The sequence below is a fragment of the Streptomyces sp. NPDC048506 genome (genome assembly GCF_040651315.1).
GTDB lineage: Bacteria > Actinomycetota > Actinomycetes > Streptomycetales > Streptomycetaceae > Streptomyces.
The window spans coordinates 34,717-57,010 of the sequence record NZ_JBEZIX010000036.1; the positions used below are offsets into that span (position 1 = coordinate 34,717).

At 68.0% G+C, this 22,294-nt stretch carries 18 protein-coding genes; 1 reads left to right on the forward strand and 17 read right to left on the reverse strand.

Going from position 1 to position 22,294, the window contains the following annotated elements:
* The first annotated feature begins 12 nt into the window (after window positions 1–12).
* Window positions 13–729 (forward strand): restriction endonuclease, encoded by a 717-nt coding sequence (locus AB0C96_RS27160; protein ID WP_362920743.1) that lies wholly within the window; start codon window positions 13–15, stop codon window positions 727–729.
* A 132-nt stretch (window positions 730–861) separates the two neighbouring features.
* Here AB0C96_RS27160 and AB0C96_RS27165 read toward each other — a convergent pair whose 3' ends face one another.
* From AB0C96_RS27165 to AB0C96_RS27245, 17 genes are all read right to left on the reverse strand, one after another.
* On the reverse strand, window positions 862–1,365 hold the full coding sequence (locus AB0C96_RS27165; RefSeq protein ID WP_362920745.1) for a hypothetical protein: 504 nt from the start codon (window positions 1,363–1,365) through the stop codon (window positions 862–864).
* A gap of 366 nt (window positions 1,366–1,731) precedes the next feature.
* Window positions 1,732–2,463 carry a hypothetical protein gene (locus tag AB0C96_RS27170; protein ID WP_362920747.1) on the reverse strand — a complete coding sequence of 244 codons (732 nt, stop codon included), beginning with the start codon at window positions 2,461–2,463 and terminating at the stop codon, window positions 1,732–1,734.
* Window positions 2,464–2,483: 20 nt separating this feature from the next.
* A complete protein-coding gene (locus AB0C96_RS27175; RefSeq protein ID WP_362920749.1) occupies window positions 2,484–5,039 on the reverse strand; it encodes a hypothetical protein in 2,556 nt (851 codons plus the stop codon).
* Complete coding sequence (locus AB0C96_RS27180; protein WP_362920751.1) at window positions 5,036–5,470, reverse strand: DUF6507 family protein; 435 nt, start codon at window positions 5,468–5,470, stop codon at window positions 5,036–5,038. The genes AB0C96_RS27175 and AB0C96_RS27180 overlap by 4 nt, the downstream gene beginning before the upstream one ends.
* A gap of 125 nt (window positions 5,471–5,595) precedes the next feature.
* Complete coding sequence (locus AB0C96_RS27185; protein WP_189301330.1) at window positions 5,596–5,907, reverse strand: pore-forming ESAT-6 family protein; 312 nt, start codon at window positions 5,905–5,907, stop codon at window positions 5,596–5,598.
* 47 nt (window positions 5,908–5,954) lie between these two features.
* Complete coding sequence (locus tag AB0C96_RS27190; RefSeq protein ID WP_030669632.1) at window positions 5,955–6,287, reverse strand: hypothetical protein; 333 nt, start codon at window positions 6,285–6,287, stop codon at window positions 5,955–5,957.
* A gap of 197 nt (window positions 6,288–6,484) precedes the next feature.
* Complete coding sequence (locus AB0C96_RS27195; protein WP_362920829.1) at window positions 6,485–7,903, reverse strand: DUF6177 family protein; 1,419 nt, start codon at window positions 7,901–7,903, stop codon at window positions 6,485–6,487.
* Window positions 7,904–7,989: 86 nt separating this feature from the next.
* A complete protein-coding gene (gene eccCa / locus AB0C96_RS27200; RefSeq protein ID WP_362920753.1) occupies window positions 7,990–11,961 on the reverse strand; it encodes a type VII secretion protein EccCa in 3,972 nt (1,323 codons plus the stop codon).
* Between the two features lie 40 nt (window positions 11,962–12,001).
* Entirely contained in the window at window positions 12,002–13,228 is a 1,227-nt protein-coding gene (locus AB0C96_RS27205; RefSeq protein WP_362920754.1) for a MinD/ParA family protein, read from the reverse strand.
* A gap of 62 nt (window positions 13,229–13,290) precedes the next feature.
* Entirely contained in the window at window positions 13,291–14,646 is a 1,356-nt protein-coding gene (gene eccD, locus AB0C96_RS27210; protein WP_362920756.1) for a type VII secretion integral membrane protein EccD, read from the reverse strand.
* 161 nt (window positions 14,647–14,807) lie between these two features.
* A complete protein-coding gene (locus tag AB0C96_RS27215; protein ID WP_362920758.1) occupies window positions 14,808–15,086 on the reverse strand; it encodes a hypothetical protein in 279 nt (92 codons plus the stop codon).
* Between the two features lie 239 nt (window positions 15,087–15,325).
* Window positions 15,326–16,120 carry an aminoglycoside phosphotransferase family protein gene (locus tag AB0C96_RS27220; protein WP_362920759.1) on the reverse strand — a complete coding sequence of 265 codons (795 nt, stop codon included), beginning with the start codon at window positions 16,118–16,120 and terminating at the stop codon, window positions 15,326–15,328.
* Window positions 16,110–16,592 carry an NUDIX domain-containing protein gene (locus AB0C96_RS27225; RefSeq protein WP_362920761.1) on the reverse strand — a complete coding sequence of 161 codons (483 nt, stop codon included), beginning with the start codon at window positions 16,590–16,592 and terminating at the stop codon, window positions 16,110–16,112. Before AB0C96_RS27225 ends, AB0C96_RS27220 begins: the two co-directional genes overlap by 11 nt.
* Window positions 16,593–16,634: 42 nt before the next feature.
* Window positions 16,635–18,227: a hypothetical protein gene (locus AB0C96_RS27230; protein ID WP_362920762.1), complete on the reverse strand. Its 1,593-nt coding sequence runs from the start codon at window positions 18,225–18,227 to the stop codon at window positions 16,635–16,637.
* The gene (locus tag AB0C96_RS27235) at window positions 18,224–19,714 is read right to left on the reverse strand and encodes a glycosyltransferase (RefSeq protein ID WP_362920764.1); all 1,491 of its coding nucleotides are present in this window, start codon (window positions 19,712–19,714) and stop codon (window positions 18,224–18,226) included. Before AB0C96_RS27235 ends, AB0C96_RS27230 begins: the two co-directional genes overlap by 4 nt.
* Window positions 19,711–20,799: a hypothetical protein gene (locus tag AB0C96_RS27240; protein ID WP_362920766.1), complete on the reverse strand. Its 1,089-nt coding sequence runs from the start codon at window positions 20,797–20,799 to the stop codon at window positions 19,711–19,713. The genes AB0C96_RS27235 and AB0C96_RS27240 overlap by 4 nt, the downstream gene beginning before the upstream one ends.
* Window positions 20,796–22,214 (reverse strand): FAD-dependent oxidoreductase, encoded by a 1,419-nt coding sequence (locus tag AB0C96_RS27245; RefSeq protein WP_362920767.1) that lies wholly within the window; start codon window positions 22,212–22,214, stop codon window positions 20,796–20,798. Before AB0C96_RS27245 ends, AB0C96_RS27240 begins: the two co-directional genes overlap by 4 nt.
* Window positions 22,215–22,294: the final 80 nt, after the last annotated feature.

The following is a 22,294-nucleotide window of genomic DNA, read 5'->3' on the forward strand; positions in this document are numbered from 1 at the left end:
TCAGGGGGCGGCATGGCTACTCGGAAGGGACGCCGTTCTGCGGCGCGCAGGCGTCGTCAGGCGTTACAGCAAGCGGCTTTTGGATGCGGCGCGCTGCTGCTCGTTCTGCTCGTGGTCTTCTGGTCGGCTATCTGGCCCTACGTGCTGGGTGTTGTTGTGCTGGGGGCCGTGGGTACTTCGGCGTGGTGGCTGTGGCGTACGGACCGACTGGTCCGCAGTAGGGATCGGGCCTGGCGGCATGGGGAGGAAGTGAAGGCCGGCCGGCGGACGCTTGCCGAGGTGGACGTGATGTCCGGGACCGAGTTCGAGGAGTTGGTGGCTGCTTTGTGCAGGAGGGACGGATGCAAGGAGATTCGGCGGGTGGGCGGATCCGGTGACAACGGCGCGGATGTGCGAGGTCGCCTGCCGGATGGGCGAACGATGGTGATCCAGTGCAAGCGCTACGCCCCCAGCCGCGCCATCGCCAGCCATGAGGTGCGCGATCTACGAGGCGCCCAAGCGCACTTCGACGCCGACGTCGCCATCTTTGTGACCACCACGCGGTTCAGTCGACAGGCCGAGGACTTCGCCGTGAACAACGGCATACTCGCAATCCACCGCAACCACCTTGGCCTCTGGAACAACGGTGCTTGTCTTGAGGCACTGATCAGCGTCAATGGTGCCGGCCAGGGCGATGCGACGCATTTGCGTCGATGGAAGCGGACCTACGGCAAACGCGGCGAGACATGACATGTCTGAACGCGTAATCCCGGTCCCCCCATCTGCTCCACCGCGCGAAGACGATTCAACATGGGGGCTGACGTCCCGTTGACCACTTCAGCTCAATTGCCTTCGAGGGCAGCCCTTCGAAGAGAGTCGTGATCAACTCTCATCTAGAGCATTCAGGCTCTCCTCGTCCAGTTCGAGCGGAACCCGCTCCAGCGCCTGCTCGATATTGCCCTTGGGGATGACGGCGGTATCTACCTCGATGTGGCCAGCGGCATCCAAATTGAATGTCCCACCCCGTTCATACATCTGCACAAGCGGCTCGAAAGGTGATGAAAGGTCCGTAAGGTCTGCGTGGATGTCCGAGAGCACGGCAAAATTGAGGGCCCACTCGATGGTCTCAATGACCACCGGCTGTTGTAGGCCGATCTTGTCGGCAAGAACGCGCACAATGTCGGCATCGATCCGAGCTACGGGATCGACGTGGCCGGCGATGTCGAAGAACGGCCACTCGCCGCACCTCGTTTCCTGGGCCCACAGAGCAGATCGCCGCATGAACTCTCGCATGAGTGCCACACGCGAACGGGTTCGATCGAACGAGCCGACCCAGTCGACTCGTTCGAGCCTCTCTGCAAGAGCTAGCGCCGAAGCCGTCGTCATGGCTTGTTCCTCCGGATGCGCGGGCCCGGCAAGTGACGGTCTCCTCGTCCGTCGCGGCAGCAGAACCCGGCCGAGTGGACCTGCATGGTCAGTAGCCACGACTCCCGGGTCTCCAGCGTCATGGCTTCGGGGTCCAGAACACACCTCTGTGCGGAACCCGGCTCAGTAGGCACAGTCGAGTTTCATCGACATGACTTCAATGAATGCGGCAGCCTCAATCTCGATGATCTCGGCGTGATCGACCTCGTTGTGGCCGAGTCCGTACCGCCTGAGGTATTTCCGTCGACTCCCATCGAAGGTTGGGAGTGAAGGCAGGACGGGCAATTTCACTCACGAAGTCTAACGGCCTGGACCCTTCGGGTTCGTTCAACTGCGGTTGCTAACCAGTGCCGCCTCGATGAGCTGGGCCGCCTCGTTGTCGTCGATCCGTACCCAGCCGGCTTGCTTCGTATCCTCCTCGGATGCTGGGAGCCGGTCCGTCGGTTCCCAGCTCAGGTCTTGGCCGAACACCTCGTCGTGCTGCTTGCCACCTGGCAGAACGCGGCGCCTGAGGACGGGCCCCCGGCCATCGCCCGTAGCGTAGAAGGTAATGCGCCCCTTGGCGTCCAGGGCATCGAGTACGTCATCGCGGAGCGCGACGAGGGAAGCACTGCCGAGGTTGTGCTGCAAGCTCTTGGGCCGGAACGACACGCCAGTCAGATCGAGGCCACCGCCGTTGTCGTACACGAACTCGCCGCCCCGCTCGTAGAAGAGCACCAGCGGCTCGTAGAGGTCGGGGAGGTCGGGAAGCCCTGCCTGGTTCTGAACGCGGAGTTCCGCCATACGCACAGCGCCAGCACAGGTGTTCCTCAGGAACCACTCCGGGACGGTGCCCAGGAATTCGTCGAGTTCCGCAGCGATTTCCGGAGAGAGCCGGAACTCTGGATCGATGCGCTCCGTGACGTCGAAGAAGGGCCACTCATCCTCGGCGGAGTAAGCTTGCGCCCACAGTGCTGCCCGCCTCAGGTACTCCCGCATCAGAAGACGGCGCGACATCATGTGCCCCATCGTGTAGTCCCAGTCACTGATCCACTCCACACGGCGGAGTCGGTTCAACATGACGGACGACGGTGAGTCGGTCACTTCAGCTCAATTCCCTTCGAGCGCAGCTCCTCGAAGAGAGCCGCAATCACTTCATCGATATTCGCGAGATTGGGTGACAGCTCCACCTTAGGGACATCGAAGCCCATTCCGGCCCAGTGGTTGAACCCGCCGCGGCGCTCACTCGCAGCCAGTTCGTGGGCGCCGGCATCCGCAGCCCTTTCGGGCCAGAGGTGGAAATGCCCGGATTCGCCGCCCTCATTGGCGTAAGGCTCCCAGAGATTCGGGTGGTCCCGGACGTAGGGTACTCCCGCCTCTATCAGGTGGCTCTCGACGTATTCATGCGCGATGAAGCGTTCGAACTTGATCGCTTCATCGCCGACCAGTGGGCGATCGGAGGCCGCCTGCAAGATGTCGGCGAGGTCCTTTCGCGGGGTGAAGTACGCCTGACGTACGATACCCGGGCCCTCGGCTACCGCGTGCTCGGTGAGGAAGAAATGGTCCCTGACGCGTGCCAGCACATCCGGGTTGACACCTGTGTTCCCGGAGATCGCCCGGATGTCCAGGGAATCCGGGTTGGTGCGGATCGCGTCGTAGAACCGCGCTGCCGCGGCGGCCGTCTCGTCCGGTTCTTCGACGTACCGGGCGCCGTCCGGCCTGGGCTCGGACCCACCGGGGATGGTCGGATTCTCGGGCTCGTGCGGAACGGGCCCGTCGTCGCCCGCATGGACCAAGTCGTCCACGCCTCCGGTGCCGGGTAGGTCGTGTCCACCTCCCGCGCTGATGGGGCCCTCGCCCTGGTGTGGGATGGACGGGCCGTCGCCGACACCGTGGCCACCGCTGCCCGTGCCGCCCGTTTCGTCGGTGTGGCGGGCGCCGTTCGTGGAGTTATCTAGCCCGCCGGCGCCCGGCGTGTGAGGGGTGCTCCCGTCACTGCCTGGGGAGTGGTTGTTGGTGGGCATGTTGTCGGCCCTGCCCCCGATGGGGTGGTTGCCTGCGTTGCCACCCGGGCCGGTGCCGCCGTGGCCTGCGCTGTCGCCGGCGTGCACCGGTTCGGATATGCGCGAGCCGACGCGTGTGGCGTCGTCGCCCCGTCCGCCGACGCCGGCCAGGACAGGCTGGTCCTGGCGGACCGGGTTCTCGATTCGCGGGTTGTCTGCGTCCGTGGCGGGTGGGGTGGGTCTGTCCTTGGGGACGTCTTTGGCGGGTTGGAAGAGGCTGCCGTCCTCGTTGTAGAGGGCGCCGTCGTCGCCGGACATGAGCTTGCCGGTTTTGGGATCCTTCACCGTGTTGGGCGGGAAGGTGACCGTGTCCTCGGGCAGCTTGATGCTGCCGTCTGGGAGCTTGGTCGCCCCGTCCGGAATAGGGGTGTCCTTGGGCAGGTGCACGGTGCCGTCCGGCATCGTGACGGAGCCCTCGGGCAGGCTGTAGGCGCCATCGGAGATCTTCGGGGCCTCGATGTGGCCGGCGTTCTTGAGGTGGGCCATTACGTCGCCGATTTTCGACACGCCTGCGCCTGCGCCCTTGAAGACGTAGGTCATCGGGTCGATGACCTCGCCTGCCTTGCCGGCGATGGACAGGGCCCTAGCTGCCGCGCTGGCCTTGCCTGCACCCGACACGGCGGCGCCCCCGCCGCGGGTGACGATGGCGGTCAGGACGTTGAAGGTGACTGCGCCTGCGGCCCGTGAGCCGTTCGATTCCCATTGGTCCCAGGCCACGAGCGCCTTGCCGGTCTCCTTCATGGCGGTGCGTGAGTCCCGCAGCCAGGAGGGAAGCATGTGCCCGGGCGTCATGAAGTAGGCGGGGGCTAGGAAGGGCAGGGCGGTGGTGATTGTGATGCCGGTGGAGAGCTTGGCCAGGCCGGTCCATGCTTCGCCGGCGGCGTCCCAGCCGTCGACGCCGATCAGGGTGCGCAGGCCCTTGATGGTGCCCCAGGCGCCATCGACGATGACGCCCTTGCCGAAGTCGTAGGCGTGCTCCCACACCTGCCACCACGGCACGGACTCCTCCACCGCGTCACCCCAGGGCAGGCTCTTGGACTGTTTGAGGGCTTCGGCGTCGTAGCCGTACCCCGTCTTGTGAGAGGCGTCGATCGCGTGGAGTGCCTTGCCGCCCGCGACCAGGCCAATGATCTTGGCGTGGCAGTCGCGTTCGGCTGCCTGGAACGCGGCCCAGACCTCGGCGATCTTGTTGCGGCGGCCGAGGTTCTCCTCGATCAGGTCGCCGTCCTCACGCCAGTCGGCGTCGGCGGCCTCGTTGGCGCGGAAGTCGGCGGCTTCCTGTTTGAGCTGCTCAAGCTGCTTGACCAACGGGCGGATCTCGCGGGCGTAGGTACCCAGAGCCCTGGCGATGACACGCACGTCCCGACTGACGTCGCGTGCTTTGTCCTCCACCGGTTTGGTGACGCCGAACAGCTGCTCCGCCTCCGGCGCCTTGTAGAAGGCGGACAGTCCGCCGAAGGACTTGTGGACGTCCGAGCCGGCGGTGGCGACCTTGGGCCCGCCGCTGGAGAGCGCCTTCACCTTGGATTCGAGAAGGTCCAGATCGCCGGTGAAGACCGGTACCTCGGCCGGATCGACCGGCGCGTTACTCATCTTTTCTTCCCCCCGAAGTCCCTCAGAGCCTCCACCCGCACATCCCGGGCGGCGATCTGGGCGTTCTTGGCCGCCTCCAGATCGCCCTCGATGTACTCATTGGTGGCCTTGACCGCTCCCAGGACGGCGGCCTGGCAACGGTCGGCCATCGCCTTGAGATGCGGCTTGCGGTCCTTTACGTACTCGCCCAGCGCCGCCGCGACCGGCCCCGTCGACGTCCGCGACGACCACGACGGAGCCTTCTGCGGCGCCACCGGCCCGTACTGAGGCACTGCGGCCTGAGAGCCCGGCACGGCCGTACCCGCCGCCTGAGCCGCCTCTTTCATATCCGCGAGCAGCGTGTTGAGGACGTCCCCGAGGTCCTCGGCATGCGTGCCGACGACCTTCAACTGGCCCCGCACTCCCTGCGGCTGAATGTCCCACGACGCCATGAACGCCCCCCTGCATACCAATCTGTTGCGCGGCAACCACGACCCGCGCGGCGCCGCCACCCCCGATGGCCGACAAACCATGGCGCACTTCGAAGGACTGCTTCTCCTCCGAGCCGCTGGGCTGTTCAGCCGATGTTGTCGACCGCGGACTTCGCGCGCGCGAGCGTCTGGTGCGCGGTCGCGTCGTTCTTCTCCAGCGTCGTCTTCAGCAGCTGGATGATGCTCCTGACCTCCTGCGAGGCGCGGTTCCAGCGCAGTTCCTTGCCGTGGTACTCCTCCGCGACACCGTCCGCCGCGAAGTCCGCCATCGCCGCCTTGACCTGCGCGTCACGCGCCGCGATCACCTGCTCCAGGCGTCCGATCACCGCCTGGATGTTGCCCTGAGCCTCCGCCGATGCGCCCGAGTCGTACGAACGACGGTCCATGCCAGCAGCCATCACAATCACTCCCCCTGGGTCTGAGTACTTCTGCCGCGATCGGGCTGTCAGCGGCCCGAGAAGCGGGCCGCGTCGAAGTTCGCCGCCGACATCTGCGACCGCGCGTTGTCAGCCTGCTCCTGGACGCCCGAGCTGAACGCCGACTCCATGCCCGACTGACCGCCCACGATCGCGGCCAGCGCACTGTTCAACGCCGCCGTGATCTCATCCGCGCGCGACTTGAACGAATCGAAGGCCGCCTTGCCGGATCCGTTGAACTTGCCCTCCAGCGGCTGGGCTGCCTGGACGAGCTGGTGGATCAGCGTTCCCAGCTCCGTACTCGACCCCTGCGACTTGGACCTCAGAGTCGAGAGCGTCTGCGCCCCCATGTCGAACTTCATCGGGCTCCCCCCTGCCATGCGTAACGATCGTATGTACGGTCATGCCTATCAACCGCGGCATGACCGGTGCAATTCACAATCCCCATGCTATGACCAGGGTGTGACAATGGCTCAAAGCTGCCAGGTGACCGCCCATCAGTGCCCGCAGTGTGCTGGGCACGGGAGGTCACGTCTCGGCCGTACACGGCCAGGGGCTGTTACGCGCCCTTCAGATGCCGCATCAGGGCTTCGAAGTCCTGCCAGCCCGACAAGTCCGACGGGTCGCCCGGCAACGGGTAGTACATCGCGGGGCGGGTCTTCGGGCCGAGGGGGACAGGCTGCTGCGGCAGTGGGGTGTTCCGGGCGCGGTCGTCGGGCATGTGGTGGACCTCTTCCGCGCCGAGGACGAAGGCGAGCGGGACGCCGGGGCCCTCGAAGCGGGGCGGGATGGCCAGGTCGCGGCGGGCTTTGCGGAGCTGTACGAGCATCGACTGGAGGTGGTGGCGGGTGGCGAGCAGCTCGGCGGCCCTGGGCAGGGCGTCGACCGGCGGCTCCTCGTCGGATCCGTAGCCGAAGGCGAGCGTGACGTGCTCCTCCACGCCCGCCTTCGTACGGCTCACACGCACCGTGGCCAGGCCGGGCCGGTCCGGGCTGCCGACCACGACGAACCAGGTCGGCTCTGGCGCGCGTTCGTAGGCGAGGTCGGTGATCTGGCGGGGTGACCAGGGGAGGTTGGCGGGCTCGGCGGTTCCCCAGCCGGCCGGGGGCTCGCCGGTGAGTTCGCGCCATATCGACTCCAGCGCACCGCCGAGGACCAGACGGTCGTCCGCAGGGTGGACGGTGCGGAACGTGACGGCCAGCTGACGCTCGCTGGTGGCCGCGACCTCCTGGTAGGAGGCGGCCACAGGGGTGCGTGGGTCGTCGGCAGTCGCCTCGGCTGCCTCTATTGGGGCGAACATGCCGTCCTGCCAGCGCAGTACCGCTCCGGACAGGCCGTCGTAGTAGCCGTCCTGCTCGTCGCGTATGACCCAGCGGGAGGGCCAGTTGCTGAGGCTGGCGCGTACGGCCGGGGAGAGCGTGGTGCCCGGCGGGGTGACGACCTGGAGGCCCAGCTCGGCGCCTGCGGCGGTCCGGAAGGCGTCGGAGAGCCAGGCGGTCATGGCGATCACCGGGCGGTCCTGGATGACGACGGCGACCTTGTCGGTGAGGACGTCGACGGTGGGCTGCGCGGTGGCGGGCGTGGGCGCGATGCTCACTCCGTCGGTCTTCACCACGGCAAGGGAGTGCGCGGCCTCCGGTGGCCAGGCGGAGCCGTCGGCCAGAGCAGCGAGTCGAGCGGCGAAGGTGCCCGCGAGCCGTTCGGCTTCTTCAACGCCCGTGGTGGCGCGCGCTTCCGTCCACCAGTAAGGAACCACTGGTGGCGTGGCTCCGAGCAGCCGCTCGGCCTCGCCCGGGACCTGTACGAGCAGCGGTGCCTCGACCGAGACGAGGGGGCGGCCCTCCTCGTCGCAGAGTCGGATGACGGCATCCTCGCCCGCTGTGTCGACCAGTTTGTCGGGGCCTCCGGAGAGCAGGCCCGCCAGCATGGCCCATGGGTCGGGCATGCGCTGGGTGAGGGCGATGACGTCCTTGGTCATGTTCTCGTCCGGTCCTTCACGGTTCGTGGCGGGGTTGCCGTACGTGGCCTGACTCGCGTGCACGAGAGCGCTCTGCGGCGTGTTCACTAGGGGGAATACACGGTCTGGATCAGGCGGTGGGGCTGGCCCCTGCGGATGAGCACGCCGCGGCCTGCGGGCTGCTGGGAGGCGTAGACGCCGGGGAACAACTGGCCCTCGCTGCGGTCCCCGTCCATGAGGAGGGCCGAGGCTCCCGATTCGCGCAGGCCCTGTACGAGAGGCTCGTAGATGCCGCGTGAGGCGCCTGCGACGCGGCGGGTCAGGACGAAGTGCAGGCCGATGTCCACCGCCGAGGGGATGTAGGGGAGGAACGGCGCCAACGGTTCCTGGCCGGCGGTGGTGAGCACGTCGTAGTCGTCGACCAGGACCACGATGCGCGGGCCGCCGCCCCAGCTGCCTGGCTGAAGGTCCTCAAGGCGCGCACCGTCATCGGGCAGCCGTTTCTCCAAGACGGTGGTGATGCCTGCGGCGAGGCCCGCGCACAGTTTGGCGTTGTACGCGTAGCCGCCGTTGAACTCCTCGGGGATCGCGCCTCGTAGGCTGCGCCTGGGGTCCATGACGGCGAAGACCAGCTCCTCTTCGCCGTAGCGGTCGATGAGGCCGTTCGCGATGGTCTTGAGCAGGTTCGTCTTGCCGCACTCGCTGTCGCCCATGATCAGCAGGTGCTGGTCGTGCTGGAACAGATCGAGCAGGATGGGCTGGAGTGCTGTCTGGTCCAGGCCGATCGGCACTCGTGTGGGTTCGGCGACCGGACCCGGCAGGAGATGGGGCTGAAGGATGTGCGGCAGCACCCGCACCGGTTGGGCGACCTCACCGCTCCAGGTAGCCCGGATCGTCCGGACCGTTCGCTCCAGTACCGCGCCTGTGTCTGCGGTGTCGGCCACTCCGTCCGTACGGGGAAGCGCGACCTGCGCGAAGAGCTTGCAGTCGGTCAGGACGCGGCCGGGCTCATCAGGCGAGAGGGTCTTGGCGAGGTTGTGGTCGATGCTGGATTCGCCGGGGTCGTTCAGCCGCAGCTCGACGCGGGTGCCGAAGTTCGACTGGACGGCGATGCGCACGTCGTTCCAGCGCAGCATGCCCGCAACGACATGGATGCCGTAACCGCCACCGCGCCTGAGGATGTCGGCGACGGCGTCGTCCAGCTCCTCGAAGTCGTCACGCAGCGCGCCGAAACCGTCGATGACGAGCACGATCTCGGCCGAGGCCAGCTGTGGCAGCCGACCCGCAGCGTGCAGGTCGCGCAGCTGTGAGACGGAGTCGATGCCATGCTCGCGGAAGAGGTCCTCGCGGGCGGCGAGCATGCCGCGTACTTCGTCGACGGTGCGGGCCGCGCGCTCGCGGTCGGCACGACTCGCGATGCCGCCGACGTGCGGCAGGCCCGAGAGCGCCGCCAGGCCGCCGCCGACCAGGTCGAGGCCGTAGACGCCTACCTCCTGCGGGGTGTGGGTCAGCGCGAGGGAGAGGACGAGGGTACGCAGGAGGGTCGTCTTGCCGGACTGCGGGCCGCCGATGACGGCGGCGTGGCCACCCGCCACCGTCAGATCCAGGTACCACTGGCCCTGCCACTGCCTGGCCGGATCGTCGAGCACACCGAGCGGTATCTCAAGCGGCCCGCGGCGCTTCGACAGCTGCACACCACGCGGTCCGACGTCCAACGGCCCGGCGATCGCGTCCACGGTGATCGCGGCGGGCAGTGGAGGCAGCCAGATTCGGCGTACCGGACTGGCGGCGCGCGCCAGCTGCTCGACCATGACGCCCAGCTCGGTCGGTCCCGTCTCGCGGCGCGGCATTGCAGGCTCCTGCGCGCCCGAAGCCTCCGCGGAAGACAGGCTGTTGTAGGTCTCGTAGGGCAGGGCGAGGGGCCCGGTGTCCTCGTCGTCCGCGCGTTGTACGGGGCCGCGGTACGCGCCCGAGACGTAGCTCGCCTTGAAGCGGTCGTAATGGCTGGTGTCGACCTTGAGGTAGCCGAATCCGGGCAGCGGCGGCAGGTGGAAGGCGTCCGTGGTGTCCAGGACCGTGCGGGATTCGTCGGCGGAGAAGGTCCGCAGGCCGAGCCGGTAGGAGAGGTAGGTGTCCAGGCCCTTGAGCTGGCCGCCTTCGATGCGCTGGCTGGACAGCAGCAGGTGCACACCGATGGAGCGGCCGATACGACCTATGGACAAAAACAGGTCGATGAAGTCCGGCTTGGCGGTGAGCAGTTCACCGAACTCGTCGATGACAACGAACAGATGCGGCAGCGCCTCCAGGTCGGGCCGGCTGCTGGCGCGCAGCGCGGCGTAGTGACCGATGTCAGCGACGTTGCCCGCATTCTTGAGGACCTGCTGGCGGCGCTTGACCTCGCCGGCGAGCGAGGCGTGGACGCGTTCGACCAGGCCGGCCTGGTTCTCCAGGTTGGTGATGACACCGGCCACATGCGGCAGGTCCGCGAACGGCGCGAAGGTCGCACCGCCCTTGTAGTCGACCAGGACCAGCGCGAGATCCTCCGGCGGGTGCGTGGCCGCCAGGGCGAGGACGACGGTGCGCAGGAGCTCCGACTTCCCCGAACCGGTGGCGCCCACGCACAGGCCGTGCGGGCCCATGCCCAGCTCGGAGGACTCCTTCAGGTCCAGTAGCACCGGCTCGTGGGAGTCGTTGAGGCCGATCGGTACGCGCAGGAAGGCTCGCTCGCCGCGAGGGGCCCACAGGTGGGACAGGTCCAGTTGCGCCACGTCGTCGATGCCGAGCAGGTCGGCGAAGTCGACAGGGCCGGACAACGGGGCGTCGGCGAGCGACTCGGCGGACAGGCGCAGCGGCGCCAGCATCCGGGCCAGGCCCTCGGCGAACGGGATGCTGACTTCGTCCACGGTGCCGTGGGCACCGATCGGCTCCTGCCCGCGCAGGTCCTCGATGACCACCTGATCACCCTCGACGGTAATTCGGGCCCCGACATGCCCTGGCTCCTGGACCCGCTGCTCCAGCAGATGCAGGACCGTCACGCCCATCTCGCGCAGGCCGACCGCCTCATCGGGGCGCGGAAGGTCGACAGCGTCCTCGCCGTGGCCGTCGGCGACGACCAGCAGCCGGGACGTCATCGACAGAGCATCCTTTCCGGACAGGCCACGGCGCACCTCCGCCGCGTAGGAGGCACGGCGGCGCAGTTCCGGGCCGAGCTGCCGGGCCAGCTGAACCGCGGAGGGGGCAATACGGCGAGCGGCGACCGGGCCGTCGAACTGCTCGGCATCGAGCAGGTGCGGTATCCACTTCGCCCACTCCCACTCTGCGAGCCGATCTCCCGGCACCGCCAGCGCCATCGCCACGTCGTCGGGGGCGTGCAGGGCGGCGGCCTGGACGAGCAGGGCACGCGCGACGCGCAGACAGTCCTCGCGAGGGCCGATGACGCTGACATTGCCAACGCGGTCGAGCGGGACGGTGAGGGGGAGTTCGGTGCCGGTGCGGAAGCGGGCCCTCAGCGCCGATGCCTCATTGAGCATGAACCGGTCGGGCGGGGTGAGGACCGATGAGCCCTGCTGGGCGATCTGCAGATCACGCACGGGCATCTCGCCGGTGCCGACCCGCACCCGCAGGAAGTCATTGTCGACACGGCGGCGCTCCCACAGACGAGCCGGATCACGCACGACGTCGTACAGGGCAGCCGGCGGAGGATTGAGAACCTCGGCATGCTCACGCCGTGCCCGCTCCGTGGCAGCAAGCTCCTCACGCAGGTCCTCCAGATAGGCCAGATACGCCTCCCGCTGGGTGCGCCGGGTGCGCTGGGCCTTGCCACGCTGCGAGAAGACGAGTGCGACCGAGCCTATGACGGTGACGACAAGGATGATCGCCCCCAGCGCGGCGAACTGGCTGTTGCGTACGACCGTCATCATCACCACCGACGACATGACGCCGGCGACTGGCAGCAGCGACATCGCGATGTTGCCCGCTTTCCCCTCGGGGAGGTTGGGCGGTGCCTCGATGATGCGCGCCTCAGCGGCGGCCGGAGGCCGGGTGGTCCTGGCCGGGCGGTGGATCAGTCGGGTACTCATCGTCGTCGTCCGTCATTCACGATCGGGCACAGCATGGAGGTCAGTGGCGCTTCTGGGAGAGGTGGAAGACGTCCGCGGCAATGCGGGCGGTGGCCTTCCTAGTTGGGTGAGCGAGCAGTTCGGTATGGACCGGGCCGCCGGCCGCAAGATGCCGGTCGTACGGCAGCGTCTGAACGCTGACCCCGGTGGACCGTAGCCTCTGGGCTGCCTCCTCAAGGTCGAGTCCCGGCCGTGGCATCAATTCGGTGAGCACGACGACTGTGCCGGCGATCACATGGCGGGGGAGCCCCTGCATCCACTGGAGTACGGAGTACGTACTGGTGATGCCTTCCGGTGTGGCAGGTGTGGTCAGCACGCGGCCATGGGCGGAGGCGAGGGCGACCCGGGCGACTTCGGCGGGCAGCGTCTCGCAGTCGATGACCATCACGCCGAAGTAGCGGCGCAACGCGACCACGGCCCGTTCATAGGCCCGGCTGTCCAGCTTCACGCCGATCTGGCCCTGGCTTGCTGGCAGCAGCCAGGCATTGTTGGGGAGCTGGACGAGATAGCCGGTGACGTCGAGCAGCGACATGTCCGGCTTGACGATGTCCGCGATATCGCTCGTAGTCCAGCGCCGCGTCTGAGCGCCCAGCCGAAGCGGCAGCGAGCCGAGTGCCGGGTCGGCCTCCAGGAAGAGGAACGGGTCCTGCCGGTAGTGCGCGTAGGTGGTGCCAAGCAACGCGGCGACGGTGGACTTGCCCGCGCCACCCCGTATGGACGTCACCGCAATCTGCCGACCGGTCGTCACCGGCTGCTGAAGTACCTCGGCAGTCCGGGTTACCTCAGCAACCTCACGCGCCGCGGACGATGACAGCGTACGGCGCAGCGAGCGTGCAGCACGCATGGTGAAGGATTCGCCATGCTGCGGCTTGCTTCGCACCGCGCCGGCCAGACCCTCGTCCACCACGGGCCGCGAGCCGGGGGCGCCGTGAGGTTGGGATGCCGGCGGGTACACGACCGGGGCTTGCTGCTTTGGTGTCTGGTAACTCGCTTGCTGCGGTCGGCCAACCTGATGGCCCGCCTGCTGCTCCTGTCCCGGGTACGGGTAGCTAGCCTGCCGCGGCACACCACCTTCATGGGCGGCGGTCGGCGCCTGGGCGCTGTGCGGAGGCAGAGCCGGGCCCGGCGCACGGCTGCCGTACGCCTGCTCACCAGGGCTTTGCGCACCCTGCGCGCCGCCTCTCAGGTCGCGCAGCACCTCGCCCTGCCAGCCGTCTCCGTTCGACATACCTGCTCTTCACCCCCACCCTGTTGCCCCACCCGGAGCGCCTGCACATCGACTCAGAACTGTCAGAACTGGTTGAGCAACTGCCCGTATACCCCGAACACACCAAAGGCGAGCGGGAAGAGCCCCACCATGCCAACGGACTCGATCAGATCCGCCACGCGCCGCAGCCGCACCTGCACATGCTCGGGCACCTGCACCGCCAAAACGAGCAGCGGCAGCACTGCCGCCACACACAGCACGACAAGCGGCCCGCCACCCCCAACATGCTCCATCCACACCATCACCAGGCGCACCACAAGGCAGGCCGCGGCAGCGAAGAGCGCGACAACCTCAGCGACCAGCGGGAAGGCCCGCGCCCTCGACACGAGCACCACGACCACGAGCGACGCCAGCACTACGCTCCACACCGTCGGCTCCTCCGCCAGGGTGAGCAGCCAGCCGGCAGAGGTCGCTGAGACCGCCGTGACCGTCGTCGACAGGGCAAGGCCACGATGCGTCGCCGCCAGCGCGGTGCCCACCTGATGCCGACTGACGGAGACCCCACCCGAGCGGCGATCATCGAGCGCGGTGAGCCCCGAAGCCATCAGGGCAAGCCGCGGCAGCACGCCGAGCAGCACCAGAGAGAACACAGCCATGACGGCACCGAGCCGGGCCGGATCACCCTGAACAGCGGCCACTGGCTCCCACACGGCCGCGATCGTGGCCGTGGTGACAGCACCAACCAGCCCACCCTTGCCGAGCGGCGAAAAGTAACCGAGGGACACAAACGTCAGAACCAGCGCGCCGGCGACGGCTGCGAGCCGCGCCGTGCCCGGCCAGCCGTACGCATCGGCGGCCGTCCACGCGGTGAGAACGCCAAGCCCACCGGAGGCGACCAGGAGCGCCGTTGCCAGGCCCCGGTTTCCCCGTCCGACCCTGGCGACGAGCGCTCCGGCCACCAGGAAGACGAGTGTGACGGCCGAGAGTGCACCGACCAGGGCGCCAAGCGGGAACTCACGGCGGGCGAGCAGCGCGGCGATCACCGCGAAGGCCACGGTCGCCACGCCCGCGCTGGCTCGGCGCGCGGCGGGACGCCAGCGCCAAGCCCGCAGGTCGAGGTCGTCAGCCACCTGGTCGGTGACGTCGTGCACTACGGGGGCAGGCGGCGCAGAGTGCGTCCTGACGAGCCGGAGCACCGTGCCGTCGGCAATCCCGGCCGATGCCAACGTACTGTCGTGCGGCAGCACGGAGCCGTCAGACGTAATCAACTGCCGGGCCGTCGGCCGCGATGCGGGCCGGTCGTCCAGCAGCTGCAGGATCTCCGGGATCAGTTGCCCTACGGGCGTATCGGAGAGCAGGACGATGTCGGCCCGGCGTCGCTCGCCGACCAACGTCACTCGACTCAGCTGCGCCCGGGAAGTTGTTGCTCTGCTCACCACTTACGGGAACCTATCATCGCGGCGTTGACGAACTCTCGGGCCAAACTGGACGTGCCTGTGCTGCTGACTTCCACTGACTTCCACCCCGGCTCCGCTTCAGGGAACCCTTCGCGCATTTCCCAAGAATGCTGCAACTCTGTCCGAATCTGATCCCTGGACTTCTAGGATTTCGCCGACCTCGTCGGCTGCTCGTACTGCTGCACCTGACGCTGCTGCTTCTCCTGCTCGGCCTTCTGCTGTGCCAGCGTGTGCTGCAGAAAGGACCACCCCACGCACCCAGCGCATAGGACGGCCGTGATGGCGATCCCCGCGAACACCTTCCCAAGCCGCTCGTCCGCCGTACGCCGCCCTCGCTGCGCGCCGAACAGCAGGGCATCCCGCATCCTGCGCCGGCGTACTGCTACCGACTCCAGTAGCTGGCTGTCGTAATCCCGCGCCATTTCCTTGTCCGTCGCCTCAGTCGTCCGTCATTTCAAGTCATTGTCGGTGACTCCTCGACCATCGCCGGAAACGTGCCGACCGTCAGTCCGAGAGGTCCCTGCATGACGACACTCTTCCGTACTCTTCCGCGTCAGCCGCCGTGCATTCGCTCGACAGACACCATCATCCGCTCCGGTCCGACAGCGTGTGCAACATCCGTCACGTTGGCGAGCGTCCGGCCCCGGGGGAGGGTGAGCCTTCAGGCGGCCTTCGACAGCCTCGCTGCGGCGCGCTCTCGTACCGATGGGTCGGTGCTCAGCGCGGCATCGGCGAGGAGATGGATGTGCCAGTAGAGGTGGAGCCGTCCTTCGGCGGCGGGATCGGACTCTTCGGCGATGGCGAGGACGGGTGTGGGGTCGTCGAGGCCGAGGCGTACGGCTAAGCGACCCAGGTCGGAGCGACTGTCTCCGTAGATGGCTAGTTCCCAGTCGATCAGGAGCCGGCCGCCTGCCGATTCGTCAAGCAGGTGGCCCGGCTGCAGATCGTGGTGCAGGAGCACTGGCCGGACGTTCATGTCGGCGAGCTCGATCCGCTCGTGAAGGTGCCGCGCCACAGGGCCGAGATCTGGTGCGACCGCTGTGTACCGTCGCAGACGGTCGTGGAGGTAGTCGGACCATCTGCGGTGTCGTCGGGCGCCTGCCAGTCGGCCGATGTGTGTGCCAGGGATGCGGTGCACCAAGGCCAGGGGCTCGGCGAGTTCGTCCAGGAACTGGTCGGCAGGTATGGGCTGTGCGATGACCAGGGACTGCGCGGTCCACGACGGTGTGGCCTCCGCCTCGGCAGCGAGCAGCTGGGGTCCGGCTACGCCGTGCTCGGCGAGTAGGCGGAGTGCGGCGGCTTCGTTGGCGGCGCGGGTGGGGTCGCCGTAGTACTTGAGGATGTACGGGGTGGGTGCGTCCACCGACCAGACACGGTTGGCCTGGCCGGTGGTGAATTCGCGGGCACCGGGCGGTACGCGGCCGTCTATGCCGTGAATGGAGATGTCAGGCGACATCGCCGAGGTAGGCATCGGGAGCCGTGGGGGCCTTGGAGAGGTCGGCGACGGGCTGCCGGATGGTGTGCGGCAGCAGGTTGAGGTCCGGGACTTTGTGCAGCGGCACCCATTCCAGGCCGGTCTGCACGTCGTCTTGGCTGTGGCCGCCGAGTTGGTCAGGGTCGCTGGTGGGGGTGCACAGGAAGATCGCTTCGATGCGGTGGGTCTTGGCTTCCTGTACAGGGTTGTCGTGGTTGGCGCCGATGTATTCGCGCAGCCACAGCAGCCGGTCGACGGTGATGGTCAGGCCGGTTTCCTCGTCGACTTCGCGGCGGACGGCGTCGCTGAGGTTTTCGCCGGGGTGTTGGCCGCCCCCGGGGAGGAAGTAGCACTCCTGATCGTTCCATGTGGCCCGCATGAGGAGGACGTGGTCGTCGCGGAGGACGACAGCTTTGGCGGAAGTGCGGATTTCGGGGGTGACGGGGGTGCTCACGGGGCTGGTCCAACTTCCTGTTTCAGCTTGGGTGATCGCGTCTCAGCGTTCAGTCTTGCCGAAGGTGGTCGGGCGTCGTGTGATGCGGCGGAGAATCATCCGCCAGGGGCCGGCGAGGCGGATGAACGGCTGGACGGGGCTGGCGGCGATCAGCGCGGTGCGGCGGCTGGGGGTGAGCTGCGGTGCCGCCGCGATGTGGCTGGTGGTGGGGAGTACTGCGGTGTGGAGTAGTGGGCTCAGTTGGAGCAGGCGGGTAGTGAGGACGGGGCCGTGTAGAAGGACACCTACGAGGGCGACGACCAGCCACAGGTGCCCGGCCCACCAGGAGGAGACGATCGCGGCGGTGATCAGTGGGGCGCCTGCCAGCCAGGCGATCTCGTCAGCCCATTCCCGGAGTATCAGGAGTCTTTTGCTAGTGCGGGAGAGGGCGCTGGGGAGGTGGGCGACGGCTCTCGCGTGGCGGTGGGGGCGGGCTGATGTGCGGAAGGCAAGAGCGTGGAGGTTGGTCAGGCCGCAGGGCTCTGTGTAGGGCTCGTCGAGGACGGCTACGGGGGAGGGCGCGATGTTGGCGCCGAGGAGGGAGAGGCGGTGGCCGGTGCCGATGTCTTCCATCGGTTCGGGGAATCCGCTGAGAGCCCGCAGGGCGGGGAGGCGGACGGCCATGCCGCAGCCGACGCCGTAGATCATCGGCCGCAGCAGAGCGCCCATTGCAGCCGGGAGTTGGACGGCAGAGAGCCAGTGGTTCAAGCGGATCCGGGCGAGCTCGATGCCGAGTGAGCGGCGGAGCTGGTAGAGCCATTCCTCTGCCAGGAGCAGGCCGGTGGGTCCGGGTGGGAAGGGGCGGCGAGCCAGGAGGGGTAGTCGCTGTTGCTGGATCAGCGCAGGCGGTCGGCCTGTGCGGGCCTGGTGGGCGGTGGCGGCCTCGGCGAAGGCGTGGAGGGTGCGGACGTCGGGGATCGCGTCGGCGTCGTATACGCAGAGGTAGGTGTTGTCCGCGTCGGTCTCGTCCTGCCAGCCGAGTGGGCCGAGGATCTCGTCGAGGTGTTCGGTGGCGTGGTTGAGCTGTCCGGCTTTGCGGCCACCGCTATCGGGCTGGTGTAGGTGCACCACGCGCAGGCCGGCGGCCGCTCGCTGCTCGACGAGGGCGGTCACGGTCTGACAGGTAGTGGGTTCAGCGTCGTACAGCTCGGTGAGGGTGGCGAGGCGTTGGTCGATGGGGGCGGTGTTGATCTCGTGGGCGACGTCACGGCAGCGGGCGCGGGGGAACAGTCCGTGCAGCTGTGCCTCGGTGAGGTGGCTCGCGGCGGCCAGGGCCGGGAGGCGAGCGCGGGCGCGGCGGCGGGCGTTCTCTTCTCGTTCCGTGGTGATGACGACGATGGCTGTACGGCCTGGCGGATAGTCGAGGGATGTGAAGGCGCTGATCGTCTCGGCAGCGACGGTCTGTTCGCGCAACATGGGCAGCAGGACGACCAGCCACGGCGCCTCCTGGCCCGCAGTGGTGTGGTCTCGGTGGGAGTTGGTCAGCAGCCAGCGCGCGGATAGTTCGGTTGCGACAAGTGCCCATAGCGCGCGGGCCAGCAGCAGGGTGAGCAGGGCTGGAACGGCGAGGTGGAGCCAGAGGCCGGCGGCGGTCATTGTTCGGCCTCCAGCAGGTCGTAGATGGCTCGGATCTGGTCGGCGATGCGTGGCCAGGAGAAGAGTTCGGCGCGTTCGCGGGCTGCGGCCCGTCGTAAGGCGTGGTCTGCGGTGCTGAATTCGATGAGGAGTTTGTCGACCGCCTCGGTAGCGGCCAGTCCGTCGCCGGGCGGAGTGAGGATGGCGGCCGGACCGGCTCCGGCGTAGTGGGGGATGCCGCCGGTGTCGGTGGCGACAACGGGGGTGCCGCAGGCCAGGGCTTCGAGGAGGGCGTTGTTGGCGGTGGCGTCCGTCAGCGGCAGTAGGACGGCCGTGGCTCGGCGGTAGAGCTGGGTGAGGGTGAGCTCAGAAATGCCTTCCAGTACGCGGGCGGCCGGGTGCCAGGTGTGCTGATTGGCCTGGCGGGTGACGACGAGAAGTTCGACATCGTCGCCGTATCGCCGATGGAGCTGGTCGTGGACGGTGTCCAGGACACCCCAGTCGCGTAGCCACCAGCCCACGGTCAGGACCAGCGGGCGGGAGGAGGGTTGCGGCAGGCCAGCGGGAGCGAAGGCGTCGGTGTCGATGCCGTGGGGGATGAGATGGACGCGGTCTGCGGGCAGGTAGTCGCAGAAGAATTCCTGCTGGTCGGGGGCGAGGGTGATGATCTGGTTCGCGCGTGGGGCGAGTTTCCGCCAGCCCGCAGCCGTCATGAAACGGGCCAGGTGCGTGGGCGGCTGGTGGTAGGTGACGGTGGTAGGGCCTGATCGGCGGCGGGAGAGCCAGAACTGCTCGTCCCCGTAGAGCACATGGGCGGGGCCTCGGCGGGCGAGGACACGCCAGTCTGTGGCGAAGTGTTCCGCCGGGTAAAAGGGCAGGGGGCACCGGCGGCGTACGAGGTGGTGGGCTGCCGCGGCGATCTTCTGGCTGGTGCTGCTCTGCGGCCCGGTGATGCGGTGGGCTTCGGGGAGGTAGTCGAGAAGTCGGTCACGGAGGCATGGTGCGACGGCTCGGGGTCGGACGAGACGCAGTACGGGCAAGCCGTGGGCCCTGGCAGGGGCGAGACAGTGCTGCCAGCGCTGGCGGTGCCTGCGGTGATGGGCTGGGCCCCAGAAGAGGATCGAGTCGCGGGCGAGCAGATGCCGGAACGTCTCCCGGTTTCCGGCGAACAGTTCCTGGCCATGGGCGGCGCGCTGGAACGAGCGCTTGAGGAGCCTGGGCAGGCAAGTGCGCAAGGGGAGGTCGAGCCAGATCGCCAGCTCGGCACGGGCCAGCAGCATCTCGCCCACGGGACCGCTGTAATTGCCGTCGGCGATCCAGGTCTCAGCGGTGAGCGCGTCTCTCACCCGGCTCTGGAAGATTTCCGTCTCGACCGGAGTCCAGTTTGTTCTCCAGAACAGTTCGTCGAGGTCCAGATGGGGCAGTCCGGTATGGGTTGCGATCTCGGCAGCCAGAGTGGTCTTGCCAGAGGCCACGGGACCGACCAGGGCGATGCGGTTCGGCGTCACGGGAGCCTCCTGGCGATGGTGTCGGCGAGGCGTTCCAGCAGGTGGGGAATGTGGACGCCGGCGGCGAGCCTGAAGACAGGGACTTTGGCCACCAGGTCGTCGAGGGCTTGCTCTGCTTGAGCGCACAGACTCTCCACAGGCCGGGTCCGGTAGGCGAACCATGGGTGGAGCCAATCTTCGTCATCGGGGGTGCAGCAGGCCGAGGCCAGCTCTGCCCGTGCGGTTTGGGCGTCGAGGCACTGGATGCTGAGGTCGGTGTCGTCGTCGCTGAGCTGGGGCAGGATGGCGGCCCGGAGCGGGGCCGTCTCGCGAACCTTGGCGGCGAAGGCGGAGGCAAAGTGCTGCGGGGTACAGCTCGCTTTCTGCTCCGTGCCGAAATCACGCGGCAGTACCCGGTGGGGCGGCATGGACTCGCGCGGGGTCAGGGCGGAGAGCGTGCCGCCGGCGATGCGGATGGACAGTGGGACGCCGACGACATCGGTCGCGTTCTGGGTGATCAGTGCGCGGTCGGAGGCCACCAGGTCTGCGCGTCGGTGGCAGGCGAGGGCGGCGAGCACGGTGGTCTTGCCCGCCGTAGTGGGGCCGGCGATGAGTACCCCGTGTCCTTCAACGGTGGCCGCCGCGGCGTGGAAGGCGGTCCAGCCTCTGCTCTCACCGCAGCGCAGCACCGCTTCCCGGATGACACGGAGCAGGTAGCGCTCTCCGCGGTGGGCGTCTGGGCGCAGGACGATGTGCACGCGACCAGAGGCATCGAGGGCGTAGAGATGGTCCTGGGGCAGGTGCGATCGGGGGTCGGGACGCCACCAGTCCACGTCTCCTACGTGAGACCACAGATACGGTTCCCCGCGGAAGGGTTCGACGCGCACGCGCCATACCGTCTGAAGGCGGGTGGCGCGGTCTACGAACAGCTCTCGGTTGTGGCGGACGCGGATGTCGGTGAACTGGCCGCAGGGCTGGGCCGGATCGAGTTCGGCAGTGAAGCTGTGCAGATGGGCGGACTGTTCGACAGCGAAGTCCTCGTCCACCTCGATTTCAAAGTGGTGGCCGGCGAACGCAACGGGCGCAAGTGTCCTGGCACGGGTCATGAGCGGCTCACCGCCGGTACCGCGTCCTGGCCTGTGAGGAGTTCCTCGGCTGTCCCGGTAGCCAGACGCCGGGCGATGTCGATTCCCATCTTTACTGCGTGGTCCATGTTGCCGATCTCGTACCGCCAGGTCCCGAACCGGCCACGGGGGTAGATCCGTTGCGCTTCGAGCCAGGGCACCGTCAGCGCCAGGGCGTCATCACGGTCGAGCGTGGGAATGGGGTACGCGTACGGGATCGTCTCCACATGGGCGCTGGCCAGTTCGGCCAGTCCGGGGACCAGACAGTGCCGCCGGAGAGCCGCGTCACTGGCGTTCACCAGGTCGCGCTGGTTGACCCGGGTGCCGGGCATCACGGAGGTTTCCGTCATCCATGAGCTGTAGGCGGTGGTGTCACCGCCGGGGACGTTGGCCGGGGCGTACTTGCTGAAGTTGGTGGCGCGGTAGAACGGTACGTCATCTTGCGGGAAGTAGAACCACGAACGCTCGTCCAGGGTGGGGGCACGGTAGCCGAGGCCGACCATGGCAACGGTGGTGTGCTGTAGCTGGCGAGCCGCCTGACGGACGTCGGGTGGCGCCGTGCTGGTCATTGTGGTGAGACGGTCCAGCGGCAGGGTCGCCACGAGCTGGTCGTACGGCACCGCCTCGCCGCTCTCCAGCCGCACGAGGCGGGCATCAGGGCTGATGGAGACGGCACGGGCGCAGGTGCGGACGCGGTTGCCGAGGCGGGCGCCCAGACGGCGCCAGATTTCCCCGGTGCCACCATGAGCGGGGAAGGCGAAGGTGGCATTCGGTCCCCAGCGGGGCGTGGGCGCCTTGATGCCGTAGAAGGCCCCCAGGATCTCGTCGAGGTCGACCGGGGCCACGCGCTCGGCGACCCAGCTGGCGCTCATCTTCTCCGGGGAGATCGCCCAGACCTTGGTGTTGTACGGGGCGAGGAACCGCTCGACGAGGCCGCTGCCGTACCGGGCTTGCAGCCAGGTCGCGAAGTCCGCGCCGTTCGGAAGGCTCTGCTCGCGGTGCCGGCAGGCGTGGGTCAGCGTGCGCAGGCACTCCTCGGCGTCGGCGTGTGGGAGGCAGTGGAGGTGCTGCTGGAACGGGTAGGGCACCCAGCCGTCGCGGAATCGGATGTATGAGGACCGGTCGTGGTGCAGCAGTTCGTGAGGGGCGAAGAGTTCGTCCAGCAGCCGGTCGAATTCGCCGAAGTGGGAGAAGACCACATGGCCGCCGAGGTCCCAGGTGAAGCCCGCCCGGTCCACCACCGAGGACGCCAGCCCTCCGACGATGGGGGCTGCCTCCAGCACGGTCCAGTTGCGGTGGCCGAGCCGGTCGAGTTCATCCGCGCAGGCCAGTCCACAGGGGCCGGCACCGAGAATGACGATGCGGCCTGGTTGTAATGGCTGTCGGGATTGGGGCATGAATTTCTCTTTCTGGGAGGGAAGTTCGTGCTCGGCTTGTCCTGCGAGACGTCCGGCTGTGTAGCTGCTGCGGACCGGCG

Excerpts from the sequence above, each read along its gene's own strand:
- AB0C96_RS27175 (WP_362920749.1), bottom strand. The coding sequence starts at position 5,039 with ATGAGTAACGCGCCGGTCGATCCGGCCGAGGTACCGGTCTTCACCGGC.
- AB0C96_RS27170 (WP_362920747.1), bottom strand. The coding sequence starts at position 2,463 with ATGTTGAACCGACTCCGCCGTGTGGAGTGGATCAGTGACTGGGACTAC.
- AB0C96_RS27230 (WP_362920762.1), bottom strand. The coding sequence starts at position 18,227 with ATGACCGCCGCCGGCCTCTGGCTCCACCTCGCCGTTCCAGCCCTGCTC.
- AB0C96_RS27180 (WP_362920751.1), bottom strand. The coding sequence starts at position 5,470 with ATGGCGTCGTGGGACATTCAGCCGCAGGGAGTGCGGGGCCAGTTGAAG.
- AB0C96_RS27165 (WP_362920745.1), bottom strand. The coding sequence starts at position 1,365 with ATGACGACGGCTTCGGCGCTAGCTCTTGCAGAGAGGCTCGAACGAGTC.
- AB0C96_RS27240 (WP_362920766.1), bottom strand. The coding sequence starts at position 20,799 with ATGACCCGTGCCAGGACACTTGCGCCCGTTGCGTTCGCCGGCCACCAC.
- AB0C96_RS27190 (WP_030669632.1), bottom strand. The coding sequence starts at position 6,287 with ATGAAGTTCGACATGGGGGCGCAGACGCTCTCGACTCTGAGGTCCAAG.
- AB0C96_RS27215 (WP_362920758.1), bottom strand. The coding sequence starts at position 15,086 with ATGGCGCGGGATTACGACAGCCAGCTACTGGAGTCGGTAGCAGTACGC.
- AB0C96_RS27245 (WP_362920767.1), bottom strand. The coding sequence starts at position 22,214 with ATGCCCCAATCCCGACAGCCATTACAACCAGGCCGCATCGTCATTCTC.
- AB0C96_RS27185 (WP_189301330.1), bottom strand. The coding sequence starts at position 5,907 with ATGGCTGCTGGCATGGACCGTCGTTCGTACGACTCGGGCGCATCGGCG.
- AB0C96_RS27220 (WP_362920759.1), bottom strand. The coding sequence starts at position 16,120 with ATGTCGCCTGACATCTCCATTCACGGCATAGACGGCCGCGTACCGCCC.
- AB0C96_RS27195 (WP_362920829.1), bottom strand. The coding sequence starts at position 7,903 with ATGACCAAGGACGTCATCGCCCTCACCCAGCGCATGCCCGACCCATGG.
- eccCa (WP_362920753.1), bottom strand. The coding sequence starts at position 11,961 with ATGAGTACCCGACTGATCCACCGCCCGGCCAGGACCACCCGGCCTCCG.
- AB0C96_RS27160 (WP_362920743.1), top strand. The coding sequence starts at position 13 with ATGGCTACTCGGAAGGGACGCCGTTCTGCGGCGCGCAGGCGTCGTCAG.
- AB0C96_RS27205 (WP_362920754.1), bottom strand. The coding sequence starts at position 13,228 with ATGTCGAACGGAGACGGCTGGCAGGGCGAGGTGCTGCGCGACCTGAGA.